Origin of the sequence: Bacteroides sp. FSHCM14E1, assembly GCF_019633785.1 — a bacterium.
GTDB classification, from domain to species: domain Bacteria; phylum Bacteroidota; class Bacteroidia; order Bacteroidales; family Bacteroidaceae; genus Bacteroides; species Bacteroides hominis.
In genome coordinates, this window is sequence record NZ_JADKYL010000001.1 from 261,607 (window position 1) to 279,808 (window position 18,202).

At 38.1% G+C, this 18,202-nt stretch carries 18 protein-coding genes; 16 read left to right on the plus strand and 2 right to left on the minus strand.

The window, feature by feature from the left end; translation table 11 throughout:
- Positions 1 to 2: 2 nt before the first annotated feature.
- Positions 3 to 1,580, minus strand: coding sequence for a beta-N-acetylhexosaminidase (locus ISX59_RS01135; protein ID WP_005805604.1), 1,578 nt, complete (start codon positions 1,578 to 1,580; stop codon positions 3 to 5).
- A 257-nt stretch (positions 1,581 to 1,837) separates the two neighbouring features.
- Here ISX59_RS01135 and ISX59_RS01140 point away from each other — a divergent pair, with 257 nt between their 5' ends.
- The 14 genes from ISX59_RS01140 to ISX59_RS01205 all read left to right on the plus strand — a co-directional run bounded on the left by ISX59_RS01140 (position 1,838) and on the right by ISX59_RS01205 (position 16,535).
- On the plus strand, positions 1,838 to 4,477 hold the full coding sequence (locus ISX59_RS01140; RefSeq protein ID WP_122296462.1) for a zinc-dependent metalloprotease: 2,640 nt from the start codon (positions 1,838 to 1,840) through the stop codon (positions 4,475 to 4,477).
- Between the two features lie 130 nt (positions 4,478 to 4,607).
- Complete coding sequence (locus tag ISX59_RS01145) at positions 4,608 to 7,913, plus strand: SusC/RagA family TonB-linked outer membrane protein (RefSeq protein WP_220575563.1); 3,306 nt, start codon at positions 4,608 to 4,610, stop codon at positions 7,911 to 7,913.
- 21 nt (positions 7,914 to 7,934) lie between these two features.
- The gene (locus ISX59_RS01150; protein WP_032530208.1) at positions 7,935 to 9,266 is read left to right on the plus strand and encodes a RagB/SusD family nutrient uptake outer membrane protein; all 1,332 of its coding nucleotides are present in this window, start codon (positions 7,935 to 7,937) and stop codon (positions 9,264 to 9,266) included.
- Between the two features lie 626 nt (positions 9,267 to 9,892).
- Entirely contained in the window at positions 9,893 to 11,032 is a 1,140-nt protein-coding gene (locus ISX59_RS01155; protein ID WP_255580105.1) for a tyrosine-type recombinase/integrase, read from the plus strand.
- A gap of 82 nt (positions 11,033 to 11,114) precedes the next feature.
- Positions 11,115 to 11,711, plus strand: coding sequence for a hypothetical protein (locus ISX59_RS01160; protein WP_220575564.1), 597 nt, complete (start codon positions 11,115 to 11,117; stop codon positions 11,709 to 11,711).
- A gap of 75 nt (positions 11,712 to 11,786) precedes the next feature.
- Positions 11,787 to 12,218 carry a hypothetical protein gene (locus tag ISX59_RS01165; protein ID WP_220575565.1) on the plus strand — a complete coding sequence of 144 codons (432 nt, stop codon included), beginning with the start codon at positions 11,787 to 11,789 and terminating at the stop codon, positions 12,216 to 12,218.
- A gap of 404 nt (positions 12,219 to 12,622) precedes the next feature.
- Positions 12,623 to 13,000 (plus strand): hypothetical protein, encoded by a 378-nt coding sequence (locus ISX59_RS01170; protein WP_217773280.1) that lies wholly within the window; start codon positions 12,623 to 12,625, stop codon positions 12,998 to 13,000.
- A gap of 2 nt (positions 13,001 to 13,002) precedes the next feature.
- Complete coding sequence (locus ISX59_RS01175; RefSeq protein WP_220575566.1) at positions 13,003 to 13,347, plus strand: immunity 51 family protein; 345 nt, start codon at positions 13,003 to 13,005, stop codon at positions 13,345 to 13,347.
- A gap of 71 nt (positions 13,348 to 13,418) precedes the next feature.
- Positions 13,419 to 14,048 carry a pentapeptide repeat-containing protein gene (locus ISX59_RS01180; protein ID WP_220575567.1) on the plus strand — a complete coding sequence of 210 codons (630 nt, stop codon included), beginning with the start codon at positions 13,419 to 13,421 and terminating at the stop codon, positions 14,046 to 14,048.
- 80 nt (positions 14,049 to 14,128) lie between these two features.
- Positions 14,129 to 14,590, plus strand: coding sequence for a hypothetical protein (locus ISX59_RS01185; protein WP_220575568.1), 462 nt, complete (start codon positions 14,129 to 14,131; stop codon positions 14,588 to 14,590).
- A 51-nt stretch (positions 14,591 to 14,641) separates the two neighbouring features.
- The gene (locus ISX59_RS01190) at positions 14,642 to 15,058 is read left to right on the plus strand and encodes a hypothetical protein (protein ID WP_220575569.1); all 417 of its coding nucleotides are present in this window, start codon (positions 14,642 to 14,644) and stop codon (positions 15,056 to 15,058) included.
- A 90-nt stretch (positions 15,059 to 15,148) separates the two neighbouring features.
- Positions 15,149 to 15,469: a hypothetical protein gene (locus ISX59_RS01195; protein WP_220575570.1), complete on the plus strand. Its 321-nt coding sequence runs from the start codon at positions 15,149 to 15,151 to the stop codon at positions 15,467 to 15,469.
- Positions 15,470 to 15,515: 46 nt separating this feature from the next.
- The gene (locus ISX59_RS01200; protein WP_220575571.1) at positions 15,516 to 16,031 is read left to right on the plus strand and encodes a DUF2262 domain-containing protein; all 516 of its coding nucleotides are present in this window, start codon (positions 15,516 to 15,518) and stop codon (positions 16,029 to 16,031) included.
- Between the two features lie 72 nt (positions 16,032 to 16,103).
- Positions 16,104 to 16,535 (plus strand): hypothetical protein, encoded by a 432-nt coding sequence (locus ISX59_RS01205; protein ID WP_220575572.1) that lies wholly within the window; start codon positions 16,104 to 16,106, stop codon positions 16,533 to 16,535.
- A gap of 180 nt (positions 16,536 to 16,715) precedes the next feature.
- Here the strand turns inward: ISX59_RS01205 and ISX59_RS01210 are convergent, their stop codons facing one another.
- A complete protein-coding gene (locus ISX59_RS01210) occupies positions 16,716 to 16,937 on the minus strand; it encodes a hypothetical protein (RefSeq protein WP_220575573.1) in 222 nt (73 codons plus the stop codon).
- Positions 16,938 to 17,114: 177 nt separating this feature from the next.
- Between ISX59_RS01210 and ISX59_RS01215 the strand changes: the two genes are divergently transcribed.
- Together ISX59_RS01215 and ISX59_RS01220 are read left to right on the plus strand one after the other, a co-directional pair.
- Positions 17,115 to 17,627, plus strand: coding sequence for a hypothetical protein (locus ISX59_RS01215; RefSeq protein ID WP_220575574.1), 513 nt, complete (start codon positions 17,115 to 17,117; stop codon positions 17,625 to 17,627).
- 35 nt (positions 17,628 to 17,662) lie between these two features.
- Complete coding sequence (locus ISX59_RS01220) at positions 17,663 to 18,196, plus strand: hypothetical protein (RefSeq protein ID WP_220575575.1); 534 nt, start codon at positions 17,663 to 17,665, stop codon at positions 18,194 to 18,196.
- Positions 18,197 to 18,202 lie beyond the last annotated feature (6 nt).

The following is an 18,202-nucleotide window of genomic DNA, read 5'->3' on the forward strand; positions in this document are numbered from 1 at the left end:
AATTATTTTCTTTTTACTATTTCAAACGGCACGCGCACTGAAACACCGTTTTTCATTAAATTGGTCAGGTTCGGATATAACCGTTCTTTGAAAGAGTCCCAGCTGCGATGTTCCATTTGGGTCCATCCGGCTTCTGCCAATGCCAGTCCGCGAGGATAGGTCATGTACGTTACCCGGTTGATATCTTTTATTGCTTCTCCCCAAAGCGTTCCCATTACGCCCAGAATATGTGCTTGTTCGGATGCAGGTCTTCCGTATCCCGGGTCAAATTGATAACAAGTTTCGAGCGTTGTGACAGGCATTCCCCAATTGTTGAATTCCGGAAGATCACCTTTAAACTGGGGATAATCGAGGTATGCAAATTCTCCCGGTGCCATGATCAGAGGGTTGCCGTGCTGTCGGGTCAGCTCCTGGCAAGTAGGTGTCAATCCGTATCTCCAGCTTACGAGTGTCACATCTTTGGGGTAAGGAAACAGATAGTCATTGGCAGGCATACGAATATTATCCAGTTCGCACCAAAGGATCGGCTGTTTTCCATCTGCCCGTACAAAACTGAGCATTCGGTCGAAGAAAGGAATCATTAACTGAGATGCTTTTTCATATTTCAGTTCTTTCATCATCTTTTGGCAGCGTTCGCATTTGGTCCAGTTTTTTTCTATTACTGCCTCGTCGCCTCCCAAATGGATATAGCGTGAAGGGAAGAGAGCACTTACTTCGTCAATAATGTCTTTGTATACCGTGTATACCTTTTCATTATTGGCGCAAAGCATTAAATCTACTGTTTTACCCACATTCTTTTCAATGGTATCGGTATGTGTACATCCCAATTCCGGATAAGCAGCTAATACAGCAACCGTATGCCCGGGAATGTCCAGTTCCGGGATTATTTCAATATGGCGTTCAGCTGCATAATGAATCAGATCGGTTAGTTCTTCCTGAGTATAAAAAGGTTGTCCGGCTGTAAGCTTCGGGTGCTTTTTGATCTCCATTCTCCATCCCTGATCATCTGTCAGGTGAAGTTGAAGCACATTGTATTTGTATCGTACCATTTGGTCAATGTAGAATTTTACATCTTCTACCGGTAAAAAATGCCGGGCAGGATCGAGCATTAAAGCCCGATATTCAAAGCGTGGAGCGTCATCAATGCTGACTGCAGCCATTTCTTTCCGATTGGTGGTACATACATCTCCTAAAAGTATTTGATCAACCGTCATTACCCCATAGAAGACAGCTGCTGCACTGGCTCCGCTAATGGTAATTCCTTTCTGATCTATTTTGAGTTTATAATGTTCTTTCCCGTTTAGTTGCGGATCAATAGTTAACCGGATGGCTGATTGCCGTGAGCCGGAAAGAGGGATATTTATTTGCATCCGATCTTTCAGGATGGCTTGCAGGGTGGTAGCCGCAAACTTAAGTTCCGGTTGCTCTGGATGAATAGAGATATTTTTGCCTGTCAGGCTAAAAGGTTTACTTTGCAGTTGCTCTATATGATTGGGCATAGGCAACAGGGCCGAACGATTGTTTTGTGCAATTGCCGTAAAGGCAAAAAGAAGGAAAATCAGTCCTAAATAGTTTTTCATGGGATTAATTTATTTAATTAGTTTCGCGGCAAATATACGATTATTGTACGAGAAAACGGACACTTCAGCACAGAAAGAGGGGAGAACTGAACTTTCTTTTTAATCGAAAACTTGCATAAAAATGTGATATTTACTCATGAAATAGAGAAAAAAAGTCAAAATGTATCATTCTTATTAGGTATTATGGGCTATTTTGTTACCTTTGCGCCCCCTTATTCCATAGCGTAGAATAAGGTTAAGTGCTAATTAGATTTAACATGAGACTAAAAACAATCCTACTGACCACTGTGGCCACCGGTTCATTTTTGTGCGAGCCTGTCGCTGCTATGCGTGTTGAACCTCCCGCTATTTCTGAAATGGGATGGTTCTCGAAAAAGAAAAAGAAGAGTAATCCCCAAGACAGCGTCAAAGTTGAGAATGAGTATGAGAAACTGACGGGAAGCGATAGTGTCGCTCATCGCGGTATGTTCAATGTGTTCCGGAAGAAGAATGATTACTACTTTGAGATTCCCGCCACTTTGTTGGGACGTGATATGCTGGTAGTAAATAAACTGCAACGAGTACCTTCGGAACTGAATGAGGCCGGAGTGAACCGCGGAACTAACTATGAGAACCAAATGATCCGTTTGGAACTGGACAAGCCGGCTAATAAATTATTAATCCGTCAAAGTCGGCCTTTGCCTCTTTCTCCATCCGAAGATGCTATCAGCCAATCGGTGAAGGACAACTATATATCTCCGTTAATAGCCGGTTTCAAGATAGAGGCATATAATAATGACTCTACCAGCATGTTGATTAAGGTAAACGATATATATGATGGTACGGAGACAAGTATTAATAACGTATTTACCAATATTAATCTGGGAACATCGGCTATAAAGAACTTATCGAGAATTTTATCCATTAAGTCTTTCGATAATAATGTAGTGGCAACTTCAGAACTCACTACACGTGTCACAGAAGGGACTACTACTATCTACGTGACAGTGGAGGTAAGTTCGTCTATCCTGTTGCTTCCCGAAGTGCCGATGACCGGACGTCTGGATAATCCTCGCGTGGGGTATTTTACTAATCCTCTGACTAACTTCAGTGATGGTCAACAACGGGTGAATAAAAAACAATTCATTACCCGCTGGCGTCTTGAACCAAAGCCTGAGGACAGGGAAGCATATCTGCGCGGTGAACTGGTAGAGCCCCAGAAGCCCATTGTATTTTATATAGAAAACTCTACGCCTTATCGGTGGAGGAAGTATATCAAACAGGGAATTGAAGACTGGCAGGTAGCTTTTGAGCGTGCCGGATTTAAGAATGCCATTATAGCCAAAGATATTACCGATGATATGGAGGTGGATATGGATGATGTAAACTACTCTGTATTGACATATGCCGCATCTACCAAGGCAAATGCGATGGGACCCTCTATTCTTGATCCGCGTTCGGGGGAAATACTTGAGGCTGATATAATGTGGTGGCATAATGTGCTTTCAATGCTTCAGGAGTGGATTACGGTACAAACCGGTGTGGTTCGTCCCGAAGCTCGCGGCGTAACACTGCCGGATAGTCTGATGGGGGACGCTATGCGTTTTGTCGCTTGCCATGAAGTGGGGCATTCACTCGGGTTACGTCATAATATGATGGGTTCTTGGGCTTTTCCTACCGACTCTCTCCGTTCGAAAGCATTTACCGACCGGATGAATTCTACTTCATCATCCATAATGGACTATGCCCGCTTTAATTATGTGGCACAGCCCGGTGACGGTGTGAAAGCTTTGTCACCTCATATCGGACCTTATGATATTTTTGCCATAGAATATGGTTACCGTTGGTATGGCAAACAGACTCCGGAAGAAGAAAAAGGATTGTTGCAGGATTTTCTGGCAAAACATACCGATCGGCTTTACAAGTATAGCGAGGCACAGGATCCCCGGGATGCCGTTGACCCTCGTGCGCAGAACGAGGATCTTGGTGATGACCCCATTCGTTCTTCGCAGTATGGTATTGCCAATTTGAAGCGTATTGTTCCTCAAATAATCCAGTGGACCACTACCGGGGAGAAAGGGCAGACATACGAAGAGGCGTCACGTTTGTATTACGCAGTTATCAATCAATGGAATAATTATCTCTATCATGTGATGGCAAATATCGGGGGTATTTATATTGAGAATACAACCGTAGGTGATGGCGAGAAGACTTATACGTTTGTGGAAAAAGAGAAGCAGCAGGCTGCTTTGAAGTTTTTGCTCGATGAAGTATTGTGTTATCCTGAGTGGTTGTTCGATCCGGAGGTTGCACAATATACTTATCTGCTCAGAAATACACCTTTAGGAGTAGTGGAGAATGCACCGACTCAAGTGTTGAAAAATGCACAGTCCTATATTTTTTGGGACTTGCTATCAAATAATCGCCTGATGCGTATGCTTGAGAATGAGTCTGTAAACGGCAGAAAGGCTTTCACAGCCGTGGAAATGATGGATGGTCTGCATAAGGGGATTTTTGCCGTAACCGAGCGTGGCGGCTTACCCGATGTGATGACCCGCAATTTGCAAAAAGGCTTTGTAGATGCATTGATTACTGCTGCTGCCGAAAGCGAAGGAGTGAAGGTGAACAAAAAGTTGACCGATAACCATTTCTTGTTCGATCATCAGGCACCGCTTTGCAGTTGTGACGATCATGCACATCGTTCGGCATACGCCGACCGTATGGGGGCACGCCGTGAACTGAATTTTTATGGTTCTCAGATAAATCGTATTTCAGATGCCATTTCAGTGAAACGGGGAGAGCTGCTCCGCATTAAAGATTTGCTCCAGAGCCGTCTGGGTACATCGGATGTAGCCACCAAATATCATTATAAAGATTTAATTTTGCGTATCAACACTGCGTTAGGCATTTCTAAGTAAATACACTAAAAACACAAAGTTCCCTCTGACAAACACTCAACGACTTTATTTGCTGAGCGAGGGGCTTTGTGTATTTATATAAATAAAAGACAGTTTTCAAAATGAGTATTAATTTTATAGGATGTAACAAATGAAAAGACACGTTTTTATTCTTTTATTGTCTTTTGTCGGAGCATTGACTTCTGCATTTGCCGCCGACAGGCAAATTCAAGGAGTGGTGATCTCATCGGAAGATAATATGCCGTTGATAGGTGCTTCTGTCTATATAAAGGCAGAGGATCTGTCAAAAGACGGCAACTCTCCGACAATGACAGGAGTGATTACCGACATAAATGGTAAATTCAATATTTCAGTACCCGAGGGAGTAACTCGTCTATTCTGTAGCTATGTAGGATATGATGTGCAGGAAATTAAGCTTGTTCCCGGGAAGAATCAATATGAAATAACTCTTTCTCCATCGGCACAAATGCTTGATGCAGTAGTAGTGACCGGTTATCAAACTGTAGAACGTCGTAAACTGACAGCTGCCGTTGGGAAGCTGAACATTTCGGATGAAACTATTGGTGCTGTAAAAAGTATCGATCAGGCATTGGCCGGACAAATTGCCGGACTTTCCGTAACCTCTACTTCCGGTGCACCCGGTGCACCGGCAAAAATACGTATTCGTGGAACTTCGTCATTAAATGGAACTCAGGATCCGTTGTGGGTTCTGGATGGTATTCCATTGGAAGGTACGGATGTACCTCAGTCGGAGATCTTGAATGATATTTCTAATATACAACAGTCGTCTATTGCCGGATTGAATCCTGCGGATATTGAAAATATTACCGTACTGAAGGATGCGGCTGCTACTGCCATTTACGGGGCTCGCGCTGCAAATGGTGTGATTGTGATAACTACTAAAAAAGGAAAAGTAGGGAAGCCGGTGATTAACTTTTCTTCAAAGTTTACTTATATGCCTACACTGAGTTCCAAGCGTTTGAATCTGTTGAACTCTCAGGAGAAAGTAGATCTGGAACTTGAACTGCTCCGTTCTAATTTTGCCTATGGGAATAATAAGGGTGGAGTCTCTAAAATCATTTCCGGCTACGGTCTGACCGATGCATACAAAAACGGGGGCTGGGGAGCATTGACTTCTGAAGCGCAAGCCGATATCAACCGGTTACGGGATACTGAAACCGATTGGAATGATATTCTCTTTCGTGATGCTTTTAATCAGGAGTATAGTTTGAGCCTTTCGGGAGGTAACGAACGTGTAACCTATTATACCTCTATCGGATATTATAAAGAAAACGGTAACGTAAAAGGTGTTGGGTTGGATCGTTTGAATATTGTAGCGAAGACTTCGTATAAAGTCAACCGCATGTTAAAGTTCGGTGCTTCTTTGTTTGCTAACCGTCGTAATAACAAAACTTACCTGACAGATACGTACGGATTAGTGAATCCGGTTTATTATTCACGCAAGGCCAATCCATATTATCAGCCTTTCGACGCAAATGGAAATTACGTGTACGATTTTGATGTACAAAATACTTCTGATACAGATTTAGGTTTTAATATTTTTGAGGAACGTAAAAATACATCGAACGAAGAGACAATTAATGCGATTTCATCTATTTTCGATGCTGAACTGAGATTCAATGATAAGCTGAAGTTTACTACCCAGCTTGGGTTGCAATTAGAGAAGGCCTCAAAAGAACAGATTGCCGACCAGGAAAGTTTCTCAATGCGTTTAACCCGTAAGAACAGTAAATATTGGGATTCTGCTTCTCAAAGCAACAAATACTTCATACCGGACGGAGGCGTGCACAAGGCATATGAAAACACGAATTCTCAGATTACCTGGAAGGCAATGGGAGAATATCGGGATAGTTTCAATGATATTCACGAACTGGAAATAATGGTGGGTACTGAATTGCGTAAAACCTGGTATGAGACACTCTTTTCCGCGGGATATGGCTTCGACAGACAGACGTTGACCACGAAGCCGGTTATCTTTCCGGACGAAGATCGCGCCAAACAATTTCCACTCCATAAGAAAACGTATAAAGAGAATGCTTATGTTTCTTTCTTCTCCACAGCTTCCTATTCGTTGATGAACCGTTATACATTCGGAGGAAGCATCCGTTTTGACGGTTCGGATTTATTTGGTGTCGATAAGAAGTACCGTTATCTCCCTCTGTATTCAATAAGTGGATTATGGCGGTTATCGAATGAACCTTTCATGCAGGGAGCCAGAAAGTGGATGGATAATCTTGCATTTCGTGCTTCATATGGTATTCAGGGAAATATAGATAAAAACACTTCTCCTTTCCTGTTGGGCAAATATGTGGTAGATAATATTTTACCGGGTGGATCCGAACATATGATCGATATAAACTCGGCTCCGAACAAGAAACTTCGTTGGGAGAAAACTCAATCCGTGAATGTTGGGTTTGATTTTTCGGTACTCAATCAGGCAATTAACCTGAGTGTGGATTATTACTATCGTAAAGGTACAGATCTGATCGGAAGACAAATGTTGCCACTTGAAACCGGTTTTGTTTCGACCAGTGTCAATTGGGCGAGTATGACCAATAAAGGTGTGGAAGTATCTCTTTCCACACGAAACGTTGCTACCAAAAATTTCTCATGGTATACGAACTTCAACTTTGCCTACAATAACAACAAGGTATTGCAGGAAGCTATTCCGGAGGCTCAGACTACTCCGGGGCGTGAAGGATATCCGGTCAGTGCTATTTTTGCGATAAAGACTGCCGGATTGGATGAGGATGGTTATCCTCTGTTCTATGATAAAGAAGGGAAGAAGGTTACTTTGAAAGAACTGTATCGCTTACAGGATCCTTATGGATTAGGTTTTACGGTTAGTTCGGATGTAACTCCGGCAGAAGAACGTGGATTTTATTCATATATGGGTTCGGGAGATACTCCTTATACCGGCGGTCTGATCAATACATTCAGCTATAAAAACTGGGAATTGACAGCGAATTTATCCTTTAATTTAGGGGGATATGTACGTACGACCCCTTCCTATAACTCTATCAATTTTGATCGGGGACAGAATGTGAATCGTGACATTTTGGATCGTTGGACTCCGGAAAACACCGACGGACATTTACCGGCATTGATTACCAGTGAAAAACGTGCTGATGAGTATTATTGGTATGATCAAAAGAGTGATATATATCGGCATCTGGATATTTGGGTGAAGAAGCTGAACTATTTCCGTTTGCAGAATCTGCGTTTAGGTTATCGTTTACCGGAGAAAATGACCAAAGCTTTGGGAATGGGGTCAGCTTCGGTAGCTATTGAAGGACGTAATCTACTTGTATTTGGTTCAAGCTACAAAAATTTCCTCGATCCGGAATCAATGTACAATCCGTATGCACCGCCCATTCCTAAATCAGTTACATTTAGCTTGAATTTAAATTTTTAATCATTAAGCAGAAAAAAGAAGATGAAAAAAATATATGTTTTGACTTTGTTGAGTTGTCTGTTGATGCTATCTGCCTGTGATAGTTATCTGGACATAAAACCGGTGGGAAGCGTGATCCCCCAAACTGCTGAAGAGTATCGCGCTTTATTGGCGCGTGCTTATCTGAATGTACCGAAGGACCGCGGACAAGCTTGTTTCCGTTCGGACGAGATGATGGTGAATGATAATGAATACGACCGGAATTCATTCGGAGACATTGAACGTTGGAATGATGTTTCTCCGTTTCCGGGGACGAGTCAGTTTACCTGGTCCAATTTCTATAATGTACTTTTTATAGCTAACCAGTTGATCGAGAATGAAAAAGAAATTACAGAGGGCACTCCTGAAGTAGTGAACCAGTTGGTGGGGGAGGCCTATCTACTTCGTGCTTATATGCATTTTGTTTTGGTAAACTTACATGGTCAGCCATATACTAAGCCCGGAGCCTTAAGTTCAAAGTCAGTACCTTTGAAGTTGGATACGGATATTGAAAAGACATTAGGACGCAATACTGTAGAAGAAGTTTATATTTCTATTTTGTCAGATATCGAACGAGCTCGTGAACTGATAAACAAAGAAGAATGGGAAACAGTTTTCTCTTATCGGTTCAGCGTTCTGGCAGTAGATGCATTGCAGTCTCGTGTCAGCCTATATATGGGTGAGTGGCAGAAATGTCTTGAATCTGCTGAAGCAGTATTAGCAAAGAAATCTGTTCTTGTTGATATGAACGAAGCCTCCTTTGTTCTGCCTAATCATTTTGAATCTGTTGAAACCATAACGGCATTGGAGCAAGTTATGAGTTCAGTAGTCAATAACGCCGCATGGGCTCCTGCCTCTTTTCTTACTATTTATCAGGAAGGTGACAGGAGATTGGCTGCCTATTTTGCTGCTCCCGATGAAAATGGAAATCGAAAGAGTTCTAAAGGAGGGAAAAGAGATTACTCCTGTACTTTCCGTGTAGGTGAACTTTATCTCAATGCAGCCGAGGCTGCTGCGCGTCTGGACAAATTGCCGCAGGCACGTACGCGTCTTTTGGAACTGATGCAGAAACGTTACACTCCCGTAGCTTATGTTGAGAAAAAGAATGCTGTGAATACAATGGATAAAGATGCTTTGATTGGTGAAATATTGAATGAACGTGCCCGTGAACTTGCTTTTGAGGGACATCGCTGGTTTGACCTTCGTCGTACTACGCGTCCACGGATTGTGAAAGTCCTCCAAGGCGAAACCTATATACTGGAACAGGATGATCCACGCTATACTATTCCTATTCCGAAAGATGCTATTGCTGCCAATCCGGGATTAGCCAACTAATACACATGAAGATCTAAAAAAAGCACACACAACCCAAGCCGCAGAGTCTATAAAAAGACTTTGCGGCTTTTTTTATTTGTAATTTATCGCTGTGCCCTAATAAATAGCTTACGTTAGTATTGATTTAGAATGAAACTTTACTTGTCAGAAAAGTAATTATCTCCTTTCAGAATGTATGAACGGAATTCAGGGGATGTGAATTGAATGTTTTATATATGTGTTTGCAAATTAGATGATTATGACGCTTTGCTGCTTGTCGGCCAAAGCCTTGTTTTAACACAGTGTTAAAGCAAGGCTTTTGATGATAAAGAAGAAGTCTTTTAAGTGCAAAAGATTTATTCTTTCTATTCAAGAATGGAATACTTTAAGAATAGCATTAACATTGTTAATTGGGAATTCTTCCGAAACGAGGAGCCGTATTGTTCTATTTTATAGGATATAGGAAAAAACTAACAGATTCCTTTGTGGGTGATTGGACAAAACCGTATTTTTAGAGGCATAATACCTAATATTGATGAATTATCAGAATGTATGTGATAAAAATCAGAATAGAGAATAGAAGGAAATAGCGTAAATTTGCCCAATATCGTCATTTAGTAGATAAGAAGCCATATAACACAGACATTATGCCTGACAAAATAAAGAATATAAAAACATACCGGAAAAAAGAACGTATGATTCTCTCCCGCTCCATACGGAGAAGGAGAAGGTATATTGAGGTAGCTTTCGGAAATAACGATGCTGCAAGGCTATTGTTGTCAAAGGAGAAGGGTGTGCTGTTTGAAAGTAACAAGGCATACCTGCCGGCAGAAGACTTTGTTTTGGCAGAGTTCTTCGACCGTTATGTGAATCTTGCATTTATTGACTATTCCAAAGTAACAGACACTACAAATAAACCGAAGAAAGAAAAGACCATCCGCCCGGAACTGCCTGCGGGCTTTTTGGAAAAGCTGAAACAGATGCGTTACAGCGATCATACAATACGGGTATATACTACCTATATCGGAGATTTTCAACAGTATTTTGCCGGAAGCAACCTGAAAAGGATTTCGCCGGACGAAATAAATGCTTACCTGCTTCAACTGATAGACAAGAAAAATATCTCTTCCTGCCAACAGAACCAACGTATCAACGCGATCAAGTTCTATTATGAAAAGGTGCTGGGCAACGAACGTCACTGCTACAAGGTAAACCGTGCAAAACGTGAGAAGACACTGCCGGATGTATTGAGCAAGGAAGAAGTGAAAGACTTTCTAACAGTAGCTAAAGAAGATTTGCGGTTTTATTGCATGTATTCGCTACTGTACTCGGCAGGGCTTCGTATCAGCGAATTGCTGAATTTAAAACCGGATGATATAAACATTTCCCGTTCACTGATACATGTGCGACAGGGAAAAGGGAAGAAAGACCGATATACGCTGCTATCCAAACCGTTTATCAATAAACTGGAAGAATATAGGATAGCATATCAGCCGGAAAAGTGGCTTTTTGAACGTGAAGCCGCAGTACAATTCTCTGAAAGTATCGTTTCCAAAAAACTGAAAGAGATAGCCCATGAAGCAGGAATAACAAAAAGAGTATATCCCCACTTGTTCCGCCATTCGTTCGCCACTCACTTAATAGAACAGGGTACGGACTTGAAGATAATAAAAGAGCTGCTGGGACATAACAATATTAAAACGACTGAAATGTACGTCCATATAGCAGACACTTACAAAAGCAAAATTAAAAGTCCGTTGGACGATATTTTAGAAGAAGAGATTTAAAAAATACTTAGAAAAAATAACAGCGGAACATTAAATGACCGCTGTTAGCATAACGTTATCGTCAATCAAATAAATTATAGTGATGGAAAAGAAGATAGAATATATTAGTGGAAGTGGACTTTTTATTGAAGGTTTGACCTATTCAGATATCAAGGAGATAGATAAATATAGAAAGGTGAAAACACTAACTTTACGCAAGGTTAAAGGTAAAACTATTGACTTCGTTCGCTTATTTCCATTATTACAAGATATTAGAATGTATAGCTGTACGTTTGACGATTATTCGGCATTAAGTGAACTGAGAAATCTAACAAGCCTATTCATTAATACAATAAAAACAGTGCAAGAAATAAATTTTGACTTTGTTGGTAATATCAGTAATTTGAGACAGTTGGGTATTGGATATGTATCAACGTTTAAAAAGTTCCCGGACTTGTCGAACTTAGTGAGTTTGCAGGAGCTAAAACTTTTTAATTGTAAGAATTTAGAGGATATTACAAATATTATCCTTATACCCAATCTGCAATCACTTGATATTGTCTGTACGCCACAACTACCAAATGACTTAAAATTCATAATGCAAAAGGAAAGTATAGTGAAAATGAGTGCAGCATTTGGCTCAAAGAAATTGGATAATGAATTTGATTCACTATTAATGCAATACAAATTAAGACGATAACAAACAGCATACTGCCTAAAACAGCACGCTGCCGAACATTAGCAATCAAAAAAACAAATAAAATACCATTCAATTATGTTGAGCAATAAAATAATAGAGTATTTGAAGCAACAAGGTATCTATTCGGAAAAAGAAGATGAAGAATACAAAGAGGCTTTAATCAATTTAGGAATTGATTTGAACAGTGATTTTGCTTTTTTCAATCTACACACTACTGAAGTAACATTTCTTGGACGCCTTAGCGAAATGTATAATGTATGTTGGTTCAAAATTTATTCAAATGATTTAGATTATGGGATAGAAAATCAAGCTTGTTTAGGCATTCCTTCCGAATATTTACCTCTTGATAGTTTTGAAGCTGAAGGTGGTTTCTTTTATAATCGTAAAACAGGTGAAGTTCTTGAAATTGAATTGGGAGAGAAACTAATCAATTTTCAGAATGGGAAATTATTACCACAATGGAAAGACTTCAATTCTTTTTTGGAATGGTATTTTGAATTAGAATAAAATATTGCTAACAAACGGCTGAACCGCCCTCAAAGGTCGGTTAGCCGCCGGACATTACTAACAAGGAAAAAATAATATGTGTCAATACAAATCAATATGCAATCCTATAATAGAGCTTACAACACTTTTACAGAGTTGTGGCTTCACAATAGAAAAACAAGAACTTAAAGATTGGCATTTCAATGAGTTTGAGATTGCGATGAAAGGAAAGAAATTACAACTTCCAATGATAGATATAGAAGGTATAGAACAACATAGCGACAATATATATTGTTGCAAATGTCATTGGTCTGTTGTAAAACTAATAATGAATTGACACAATAAAATGTTAGTAACAAGCGGCTTAACCTCCCCTGAAAGGTCGGTTAGCCACCAAACATTAGCATCGAATTAATAAATAAAAAATGAAGAAGCATACCAATAAAGGCATAAGACCGGAAGAAAATACAAAGGCTGATTTATTTCCTTTGAGATATTTCAATTTTGCTTTAGAAAATGTACAAAAAGCGGAAGAGAGTTTAAAGGTATTAGATTACGATGATGGTTGTCAGTATTTACTTGTAAATCTTGATATGTTAATCACAATCTGCAAGAAATATCCAACAACAGCCTCAATGGGGATTTATCGCCTAAATCGCAAGCAGCTTAAAGAAACATTTTATGAATGGTGGGAAAGGAATGAGAAAAAAATACCCTTAAAGTATCGTGCCGGAATAAAAGAAACAGCAGATAAACTTTTTAACGAATTGACAGAAATAAAAAGTTGGGCAAAATCAGAATAGCTATGTTGAAGATCAATGATGAAATTAACCCCTTCTTTTGGGTGGAACATAAAACTACAGCTTCAGTATGTCTGACTATTGGCGAATATAAAACAGAAATCTTTCAATCAAGAGAAGATGAAGGATTTGAAGGTAATGGCTATGATTGGGAATCTTTGGCTCGTGTCTTTATTGATGAACAAGCACCAGAACTATCCGAAAACATTGATTTTGATTCGGAAGGAAGTATGTTCTGTGTTTATTCAAAAGATAGAAATGCTTTAAAAAAGTTTATCTTAAAGTTCAAAGAAGCATGTGAAGATCAAGAGTTGATTATAGACTTGTTTTCCCGTGCTGAACTGGATTAAAAGACGATGCTAACAAATAGCTCAACCTCTGAAAATAGGTTAGCTGCCAAACATTACCGATAAAATATAAAATGGAATATAACGAAGAGCATAAAAACAAAATGTGGGAAATGAAAAAAAAGATTGAAAATAAGTCTTTCAAGTCTTTTGATTTTTCAGGTACCCAATTCAATTATCCAATCTTTGACAATGTACAATTTGAAGATTGTCTGTTCAATAAATCTGATATGACAGATGCGAGGATTTATGGATGTTCCTTCATAAATTGTCGTTTTGTGAAGATTGATTTTCGTACAGCTACCATAGGTGCACATAAAGGTTTATTTATAAATTGTCGTTTTGATAATTGTGATTTTCGTGATGCTTCTTTTTATGAACCTGAATTTAATAATTGTGCATTTAATAAATGCAAGTTGAGCAAAGTAGATTTTAAGGCAAGTTCCTTTGTATCATGTAAATTTGTTGGAATATTATCAGATGTTATTTTTAGGGGAAACGATGAAAGTGATTTATATTCAAATCCCCAACTAAACTCTATGTATCATATAGATTTTAGTGAAGCGATATTTGGTGAATATGTCGATTTTGAAGATTGTGATTTATCAACTTGTATTCCACCAAAAGGAAAAACATTTGAAGAGTTATTATTCCAATCAGAATATTATCCTAATCGCTTAGGAACAGGTAGTAAAAACAGGTAATTATCGGTAACAAGCACCTGTGCCACCTAACGGCGGCAAGCTGCAACCCATTACCGATAAACCAATAAAACAGATAAAGAATGAACTTAAAAGATATAATAGATAAAGGCAGTTGCCCGATAATAAATTCCATTATTTTCGCTAATGGAGATTTATATGTATTGAATGATTTTTCCATGAATATAAGGGTATTGTGCAAATCATCTATTGATAGTTATTTTGACTTCAATTCGATAGATACTGTAAGCTCCTTCGATATATTTTGTTCATGTGAAACGGATTTGTATAAAGTGTATGGTGGGGATGGAAGTTATGGGAGTGATGGAATAATTTATGTCATAGACAAGAAAACAAATTTACCTGTATGGTTCTTGTTTTTAGACGGCATAAATCCTATTGAAAAAATCAAAATTATAGACGGAGTTATTTATGCATATAATAATAACAATGGCTATTTGCTTATATCCATAGCAACCCCCTTAAACAATATAAAAATCATTGAAGAATATAATAGTATCGGTAACAATCACCTTAACTGCTAAACGCAGTTAGTTGAACCCCATTAGCATCAATATAATTAAAAATAAAAAAGAATGAAAGCAAATGATATATCTTTTAATGAGAGATTTTACATGAGTATATTCTCGGAATATTTAAATAAGAATATTCATCTTAACATATCTGACGAATTAGATGCATCAGAAGAAGAGCTAACAGATAAATACAGAGAAAAGATAGCAAGCTTTGTAAATAATACGCCTCAATGGTATGGAATAACTTGTGATTCAATCATCGCATGGATAAAAAATGTTTATAAGATTGATGTCCACTTGCAAGATATAGAACTAATGGGTATTTACATTTTATTTGAGCAAAATGAACACGAGTTATTTGGTCTGATTTTCAGGGTTGAATTTGATATTGAACATGGTTGTGGCATTAAGATAAAGATAAATGAAGGCAAATATGAAATTATCGAAACAGGAACCGGAGAGGTCGCTTTCTGCTGATAGTTAAATATGATGCTAACAAACAGATTAACCACCCTAACGGTCAGTTATCCGTCGAACATTATCAGAAATCAGAAATCAGTTAAGAATATGAATGTAATTGAACTAATAAGAATGATAAAAGACAGACCTGCAATGTATATAGGCAGACATAGCATATTCTGTTTGAGAGCCTTTATAGACGGTTGGCACTTTCGCAATATAGATGAAGATGTTCAAATGAAAATATTGAGTGACTTTAGTTTATGGATAGATGATTCGTTCTTTAATAGCAGTGGACGTACTTGTAGTTGGTGTGAATTTTTATATTTTATGTCTGCCAACGATGAAAACAAGGCTTTAGATAAGTTCTTTATCTTATTCGAACAATACTTGACAGAAAAGGCTGATAACGATCACCTAAACGGCTAAATGCAGTTAGCTGAAACCCATTAGCAACCCATAAAGCGAAAACAAGATGATAGTAGAAATAGAACAACTTACAGAAAAAGATTTTGTACAAGGAAGTCTGTCTTATGAGTATAATTTCCATATTTCAATATGGAATGAATCAACTCGTGTCGAAATATCTAATAAACAAGGAATTGACAATATATCTATTCTCTCTATAATTAAATCTGTTTTAGTGTGGGTAAATAATAATAAAGAAATCTGCACAGAAACAGCAATAGAGGAAGGAATGATTAGACTTGCTGAAGAATGGATAAAAGATGAAGATTCTAAAGTAACAAACGAAAAAGATTGTTATTTGACGGCATATGAGGAAAAAGTATTTTTACCTATAACTCAAACTGATTTTTATAATAGCTTAAAGGTGCAATCTATTTATTTTTCTGTTGAGGAAGGGATAACAGATATAAACATGTATATAAGTTGTTCCCCTGATTATTATGCAGGTCATGTTATATGGTATAGTCTATATACCAAAGAAAACGGAAAAATTGAATGTGAATGTAATGGATTAGAAGGATAGAACAGGTTGCTAACAAACAGATGAAACATTGAAAATGGTTTATCTGCCGAACATTATCAACAGAGTAAAAAAATGAAAGTATATAGAATAGCAATAAATATGATTAAGCAAACCAAGATTTTAAAATTTATAATCCCTATTGTAGTATTCATTCTATTGTATGATGTCTCAACAATTAGAAACAACAATGTAAAAAAGTATGGCATATATTCTATCGTAACTCTTATTAAATACGGTTCTGCTTATAGAGGGCAAAGTGCAAAATATGAATTTATATATAATAAGACTTTATATGAAGGAAGTTTTTTTATATCATTTGCCGAGAGTAAAAACACTCCAATCGGAACCCGTTACTTTGTAACATTCTTAGCCAAAGCCCCCGACCGACATCTTATATTAGACAGCGTACCATCTTGGTTTACTCTAAAAGCGCCAGATAAAGGATGGAAAACATTACCTACACAAAAACAACTACGAATAATGATGAAAGATAGCTCGAATTAAAATGCTGCCACCGGACATTAACTTGATAATAAATAAACGAAAAATGAAACAGAAATACTATATAATCAAACTATTATTGAAAATATGGTTTGGAATATTATGTATTAGCCTATTGTGTACCACGGGTATTCTTTGGCTAAGGACTCAAAATATAAAACCTGTACCAGATATGGATACTTCTTATAGAGGCATGGCATTGGCTTGGTCAATTTTGGGAATTTTGGCATTATCTACCGGAGCAATCACTTTGTTCTTGAACTGCTTTGCAAGAGTTAGAAACAGCATGCTGTATAGTTTCCTATCATTTTTTCTTATTCCTATTTTGATGATTTTATTTTCTGGTGCAATGTGCTTGTATGATACTACAATACCATTTTTACTTTGTTTATTGGTGTCATACATATTGTTTAGAAATAAAATAATACAGAAAACAAGCGGATGAATCGACCTGATGGTCGATTAGCCACCAGACATTATCAGAATATATATGATAAAAATCAGAGTATAGGATTGAAACACATAACGTATATTTGCAGTCTATTTCAATGAAATGGATGAAATCATAAAAGTAATTTGAATATGAAACATTTAAAAATAATAAGGATGGGAATATTTGCCTCTATTCTGGGTTTACTGGGATGTGGATATGGAAACAAGCGAGCTACGCAGAGTGAGAGTATAAATCCTTATATTCCGGTAGCCGCACAGATTACAATGGATAAGTTGCCGGGCGTGCTGAAAAACGTACAGGCAGGACGAACGGAATATGATTTTACGGGTATCTGTGCCAATGGTGTGGATTGTATCTATTTCATGCAGGATAACGGAAAGTTCTACATTGATTTTGAAGCCATGAGCAAAGACCAACTTCCCTATCTGGATTCATTGAAGCAGTTTGCCAAAGAGCATAATTACCCAATTATCGAAACGACCTATAACAACACTCCCATTGATTACGATCATGTGAAATATGCTCCGGTTCTAAGCCTGAAAGTCAATGCGGATATTGACAGCATCGTTCATGTTGGAAAATTGATTGAACAAACCATTTTCAAGAATAACGATCAGACCATTTACGATATAGTGCCTTAGAGGGCATAAGGAGAATATAAAAGAATAATGATAAAATGAAAGATAAGGATTCCGGGAAAAAGACATTCTGGATTTACCCTACAAATAAGTTTGTTTGGGCAGGAGTTGTCATATGCAGTATATTCAGTGCATTTATGATCTACTTTTTATGTGTAGCCAATTTAAGTGAGAATAAAGTCCTCTTTATTTTCCTGTTGCCCATATCTTTGTCTATCCTGTTAATCTGTTGGGCACTACCCAGTAAGATTTTACTTTGTGAGGATAGAATAGAAGCACGAAGCCTGTTCGGGAAAAGAAGCATCCGGGTGGATGAGATAAACTCGTGGGGAGTTGTGCAAATGTATAAGCCCTACCGTTGTAAAGAGGGTATTTATTCTTATATACCTGCCAAGTCATTCAAACCTTCCCGTAAAATAGAGGAGAACATGATTTTCTCGTATGGCCTGTTTTTATCCAATATTCCGCACTATGACGGGAAAAAGAAAAATTCGTCCCAAACAGATAAAACTATTTTTGTCAGTTACCGGAAAGAAGTGTATATTGCATTGGAAAAGTATCTGAAAAAATGAAAGACA

Excerpts from the sequence above, each read along its gene's own strand:
- ISX59_RS01185 (WP_220575568.1), top strand. The coding sequence starts at position 14,129 with ATGAACTTAAAAGATATAATAGATAAAGGCAGTTGCCCGATAATAAAT.
- ISX59_RS01170 (WP_217773280.1), top strand. The coding sequence starts at position 12,623 with ATGAAGAAGCATACCAATAAAGGCATAAGACCGGAAGAAAATACAAAG.
- ISX59_RS01190 (WP_220575569.1), top strand. The coding sequence starts at position 14,642 with ATGAAAGCAAATGATATATCTTTTAATGAGAGATTTTACATGAGTATA.
- ISX59_RS01215 (WP_220575574.1), top strand. The coding sequence starts at position 17,115 with ATGAAACATTTAAAAATAATAAGGATGGGAATATTTGCCTCTATTCTG.
- ISX59_RS01145 (WP_220575563.1), top strand. The coding sequence starts at position 4,608 with ATGAAAAGACACGTTTTTATTCTTTTATTGTCTTTTGTCGGAGCATTG.
- ISX59_RS01140 (WP_122296462.1), top strand. The coding sequence starts at position 1,838 with ATGAGACTAAAAACAATCCTACTGACCACTGTGGCCACCGGTTCATTT.
- ISX59_RS01150 (WP_032530208.1), top strand. The coding sequence starts at position 7,935 with ATGAAAAAAATATATGTTTTGACTTTGTTGAGTTGTCTGTTGATGCTA.
- ISX59_RS01180 (WP_220575567.1), top strand. The coding sequence starts at position 13,419 with ATGGAATATAACGAAGAGCATAAAAACAAAATGTGGGAAATGAAAAAA.
- ISX59_RS01155 (WP_255580105.1), top strand. The coding sequence starts at position 9,893 with ATGCCTGACAAAATAAAGAATATAAAAACATACCGGAAAAAAGAACGT.
- ISX59_RS01160 (WP_220575564.1), top strand. The coding sequence starts at position 11,115 with ATGGAAAAGAAGATAGAATATATTAGTGGAAGTGGACTTTTTATTGAA.
- ISX59_RS01135 (WP_005805604.1), bottom strand. The coding sequence starts at position 1,580 with ATGAAAAACTATTTAGGACTGATTTTCCTTCTTTTTGCCTTTACGGCA.
- ISX59_RS01175 (WP_220575566.1), top strand. The coding sequence starts at position 13,003 with ATGTTGAAGATCAATGATGAAATTAACCCCTTCTTTTGGGTGGAACAT.
- ISX59_RS01195 (WP_220575570.1), top strand. The coding sequence starts at position 15,149 with ATGAATGTAATTGAACTAATAAGAATGATAAAAGACAGACCTGCAATG.
- ISX59_RS01220 (WP_220575575.1), top strand. The coding sequence starts at position 17,663 with ATGAAAGATAAGGATTCCGGGAAAAAGACATTCTGGATTTACCCTACA.
- ISX59_RS01200 (WP_220575571.1), top strand. The coding sequence starts at position 15,516 with ATGATAGTAGAAATAGAACAACTTACAGAAAAAGATTTTGTACAAGGA.
- ISX59_RS01210 (WP_220575573.1), bottom strand. The coding sequence starts at position 16,937 with ATGTATGACACCAATAAACAAAGTAAAAATGGTATTGTAGTATCATAC.
- ISX59_RS01165 (WP_220575565.1), top strand. The coding sequence starts at position 11,787 with ATGTTGAGCAATAAAATAATAGAGTATTTGAAGCAACAAGGTATCTAT.
- ISX59_RS01205 (WP_220575572.1), top strand. The coding sequence starts at position 16,104 with ATGAAAGTATATAGAATAGCAATAAATATGATTAAGCAAACCAAGATT.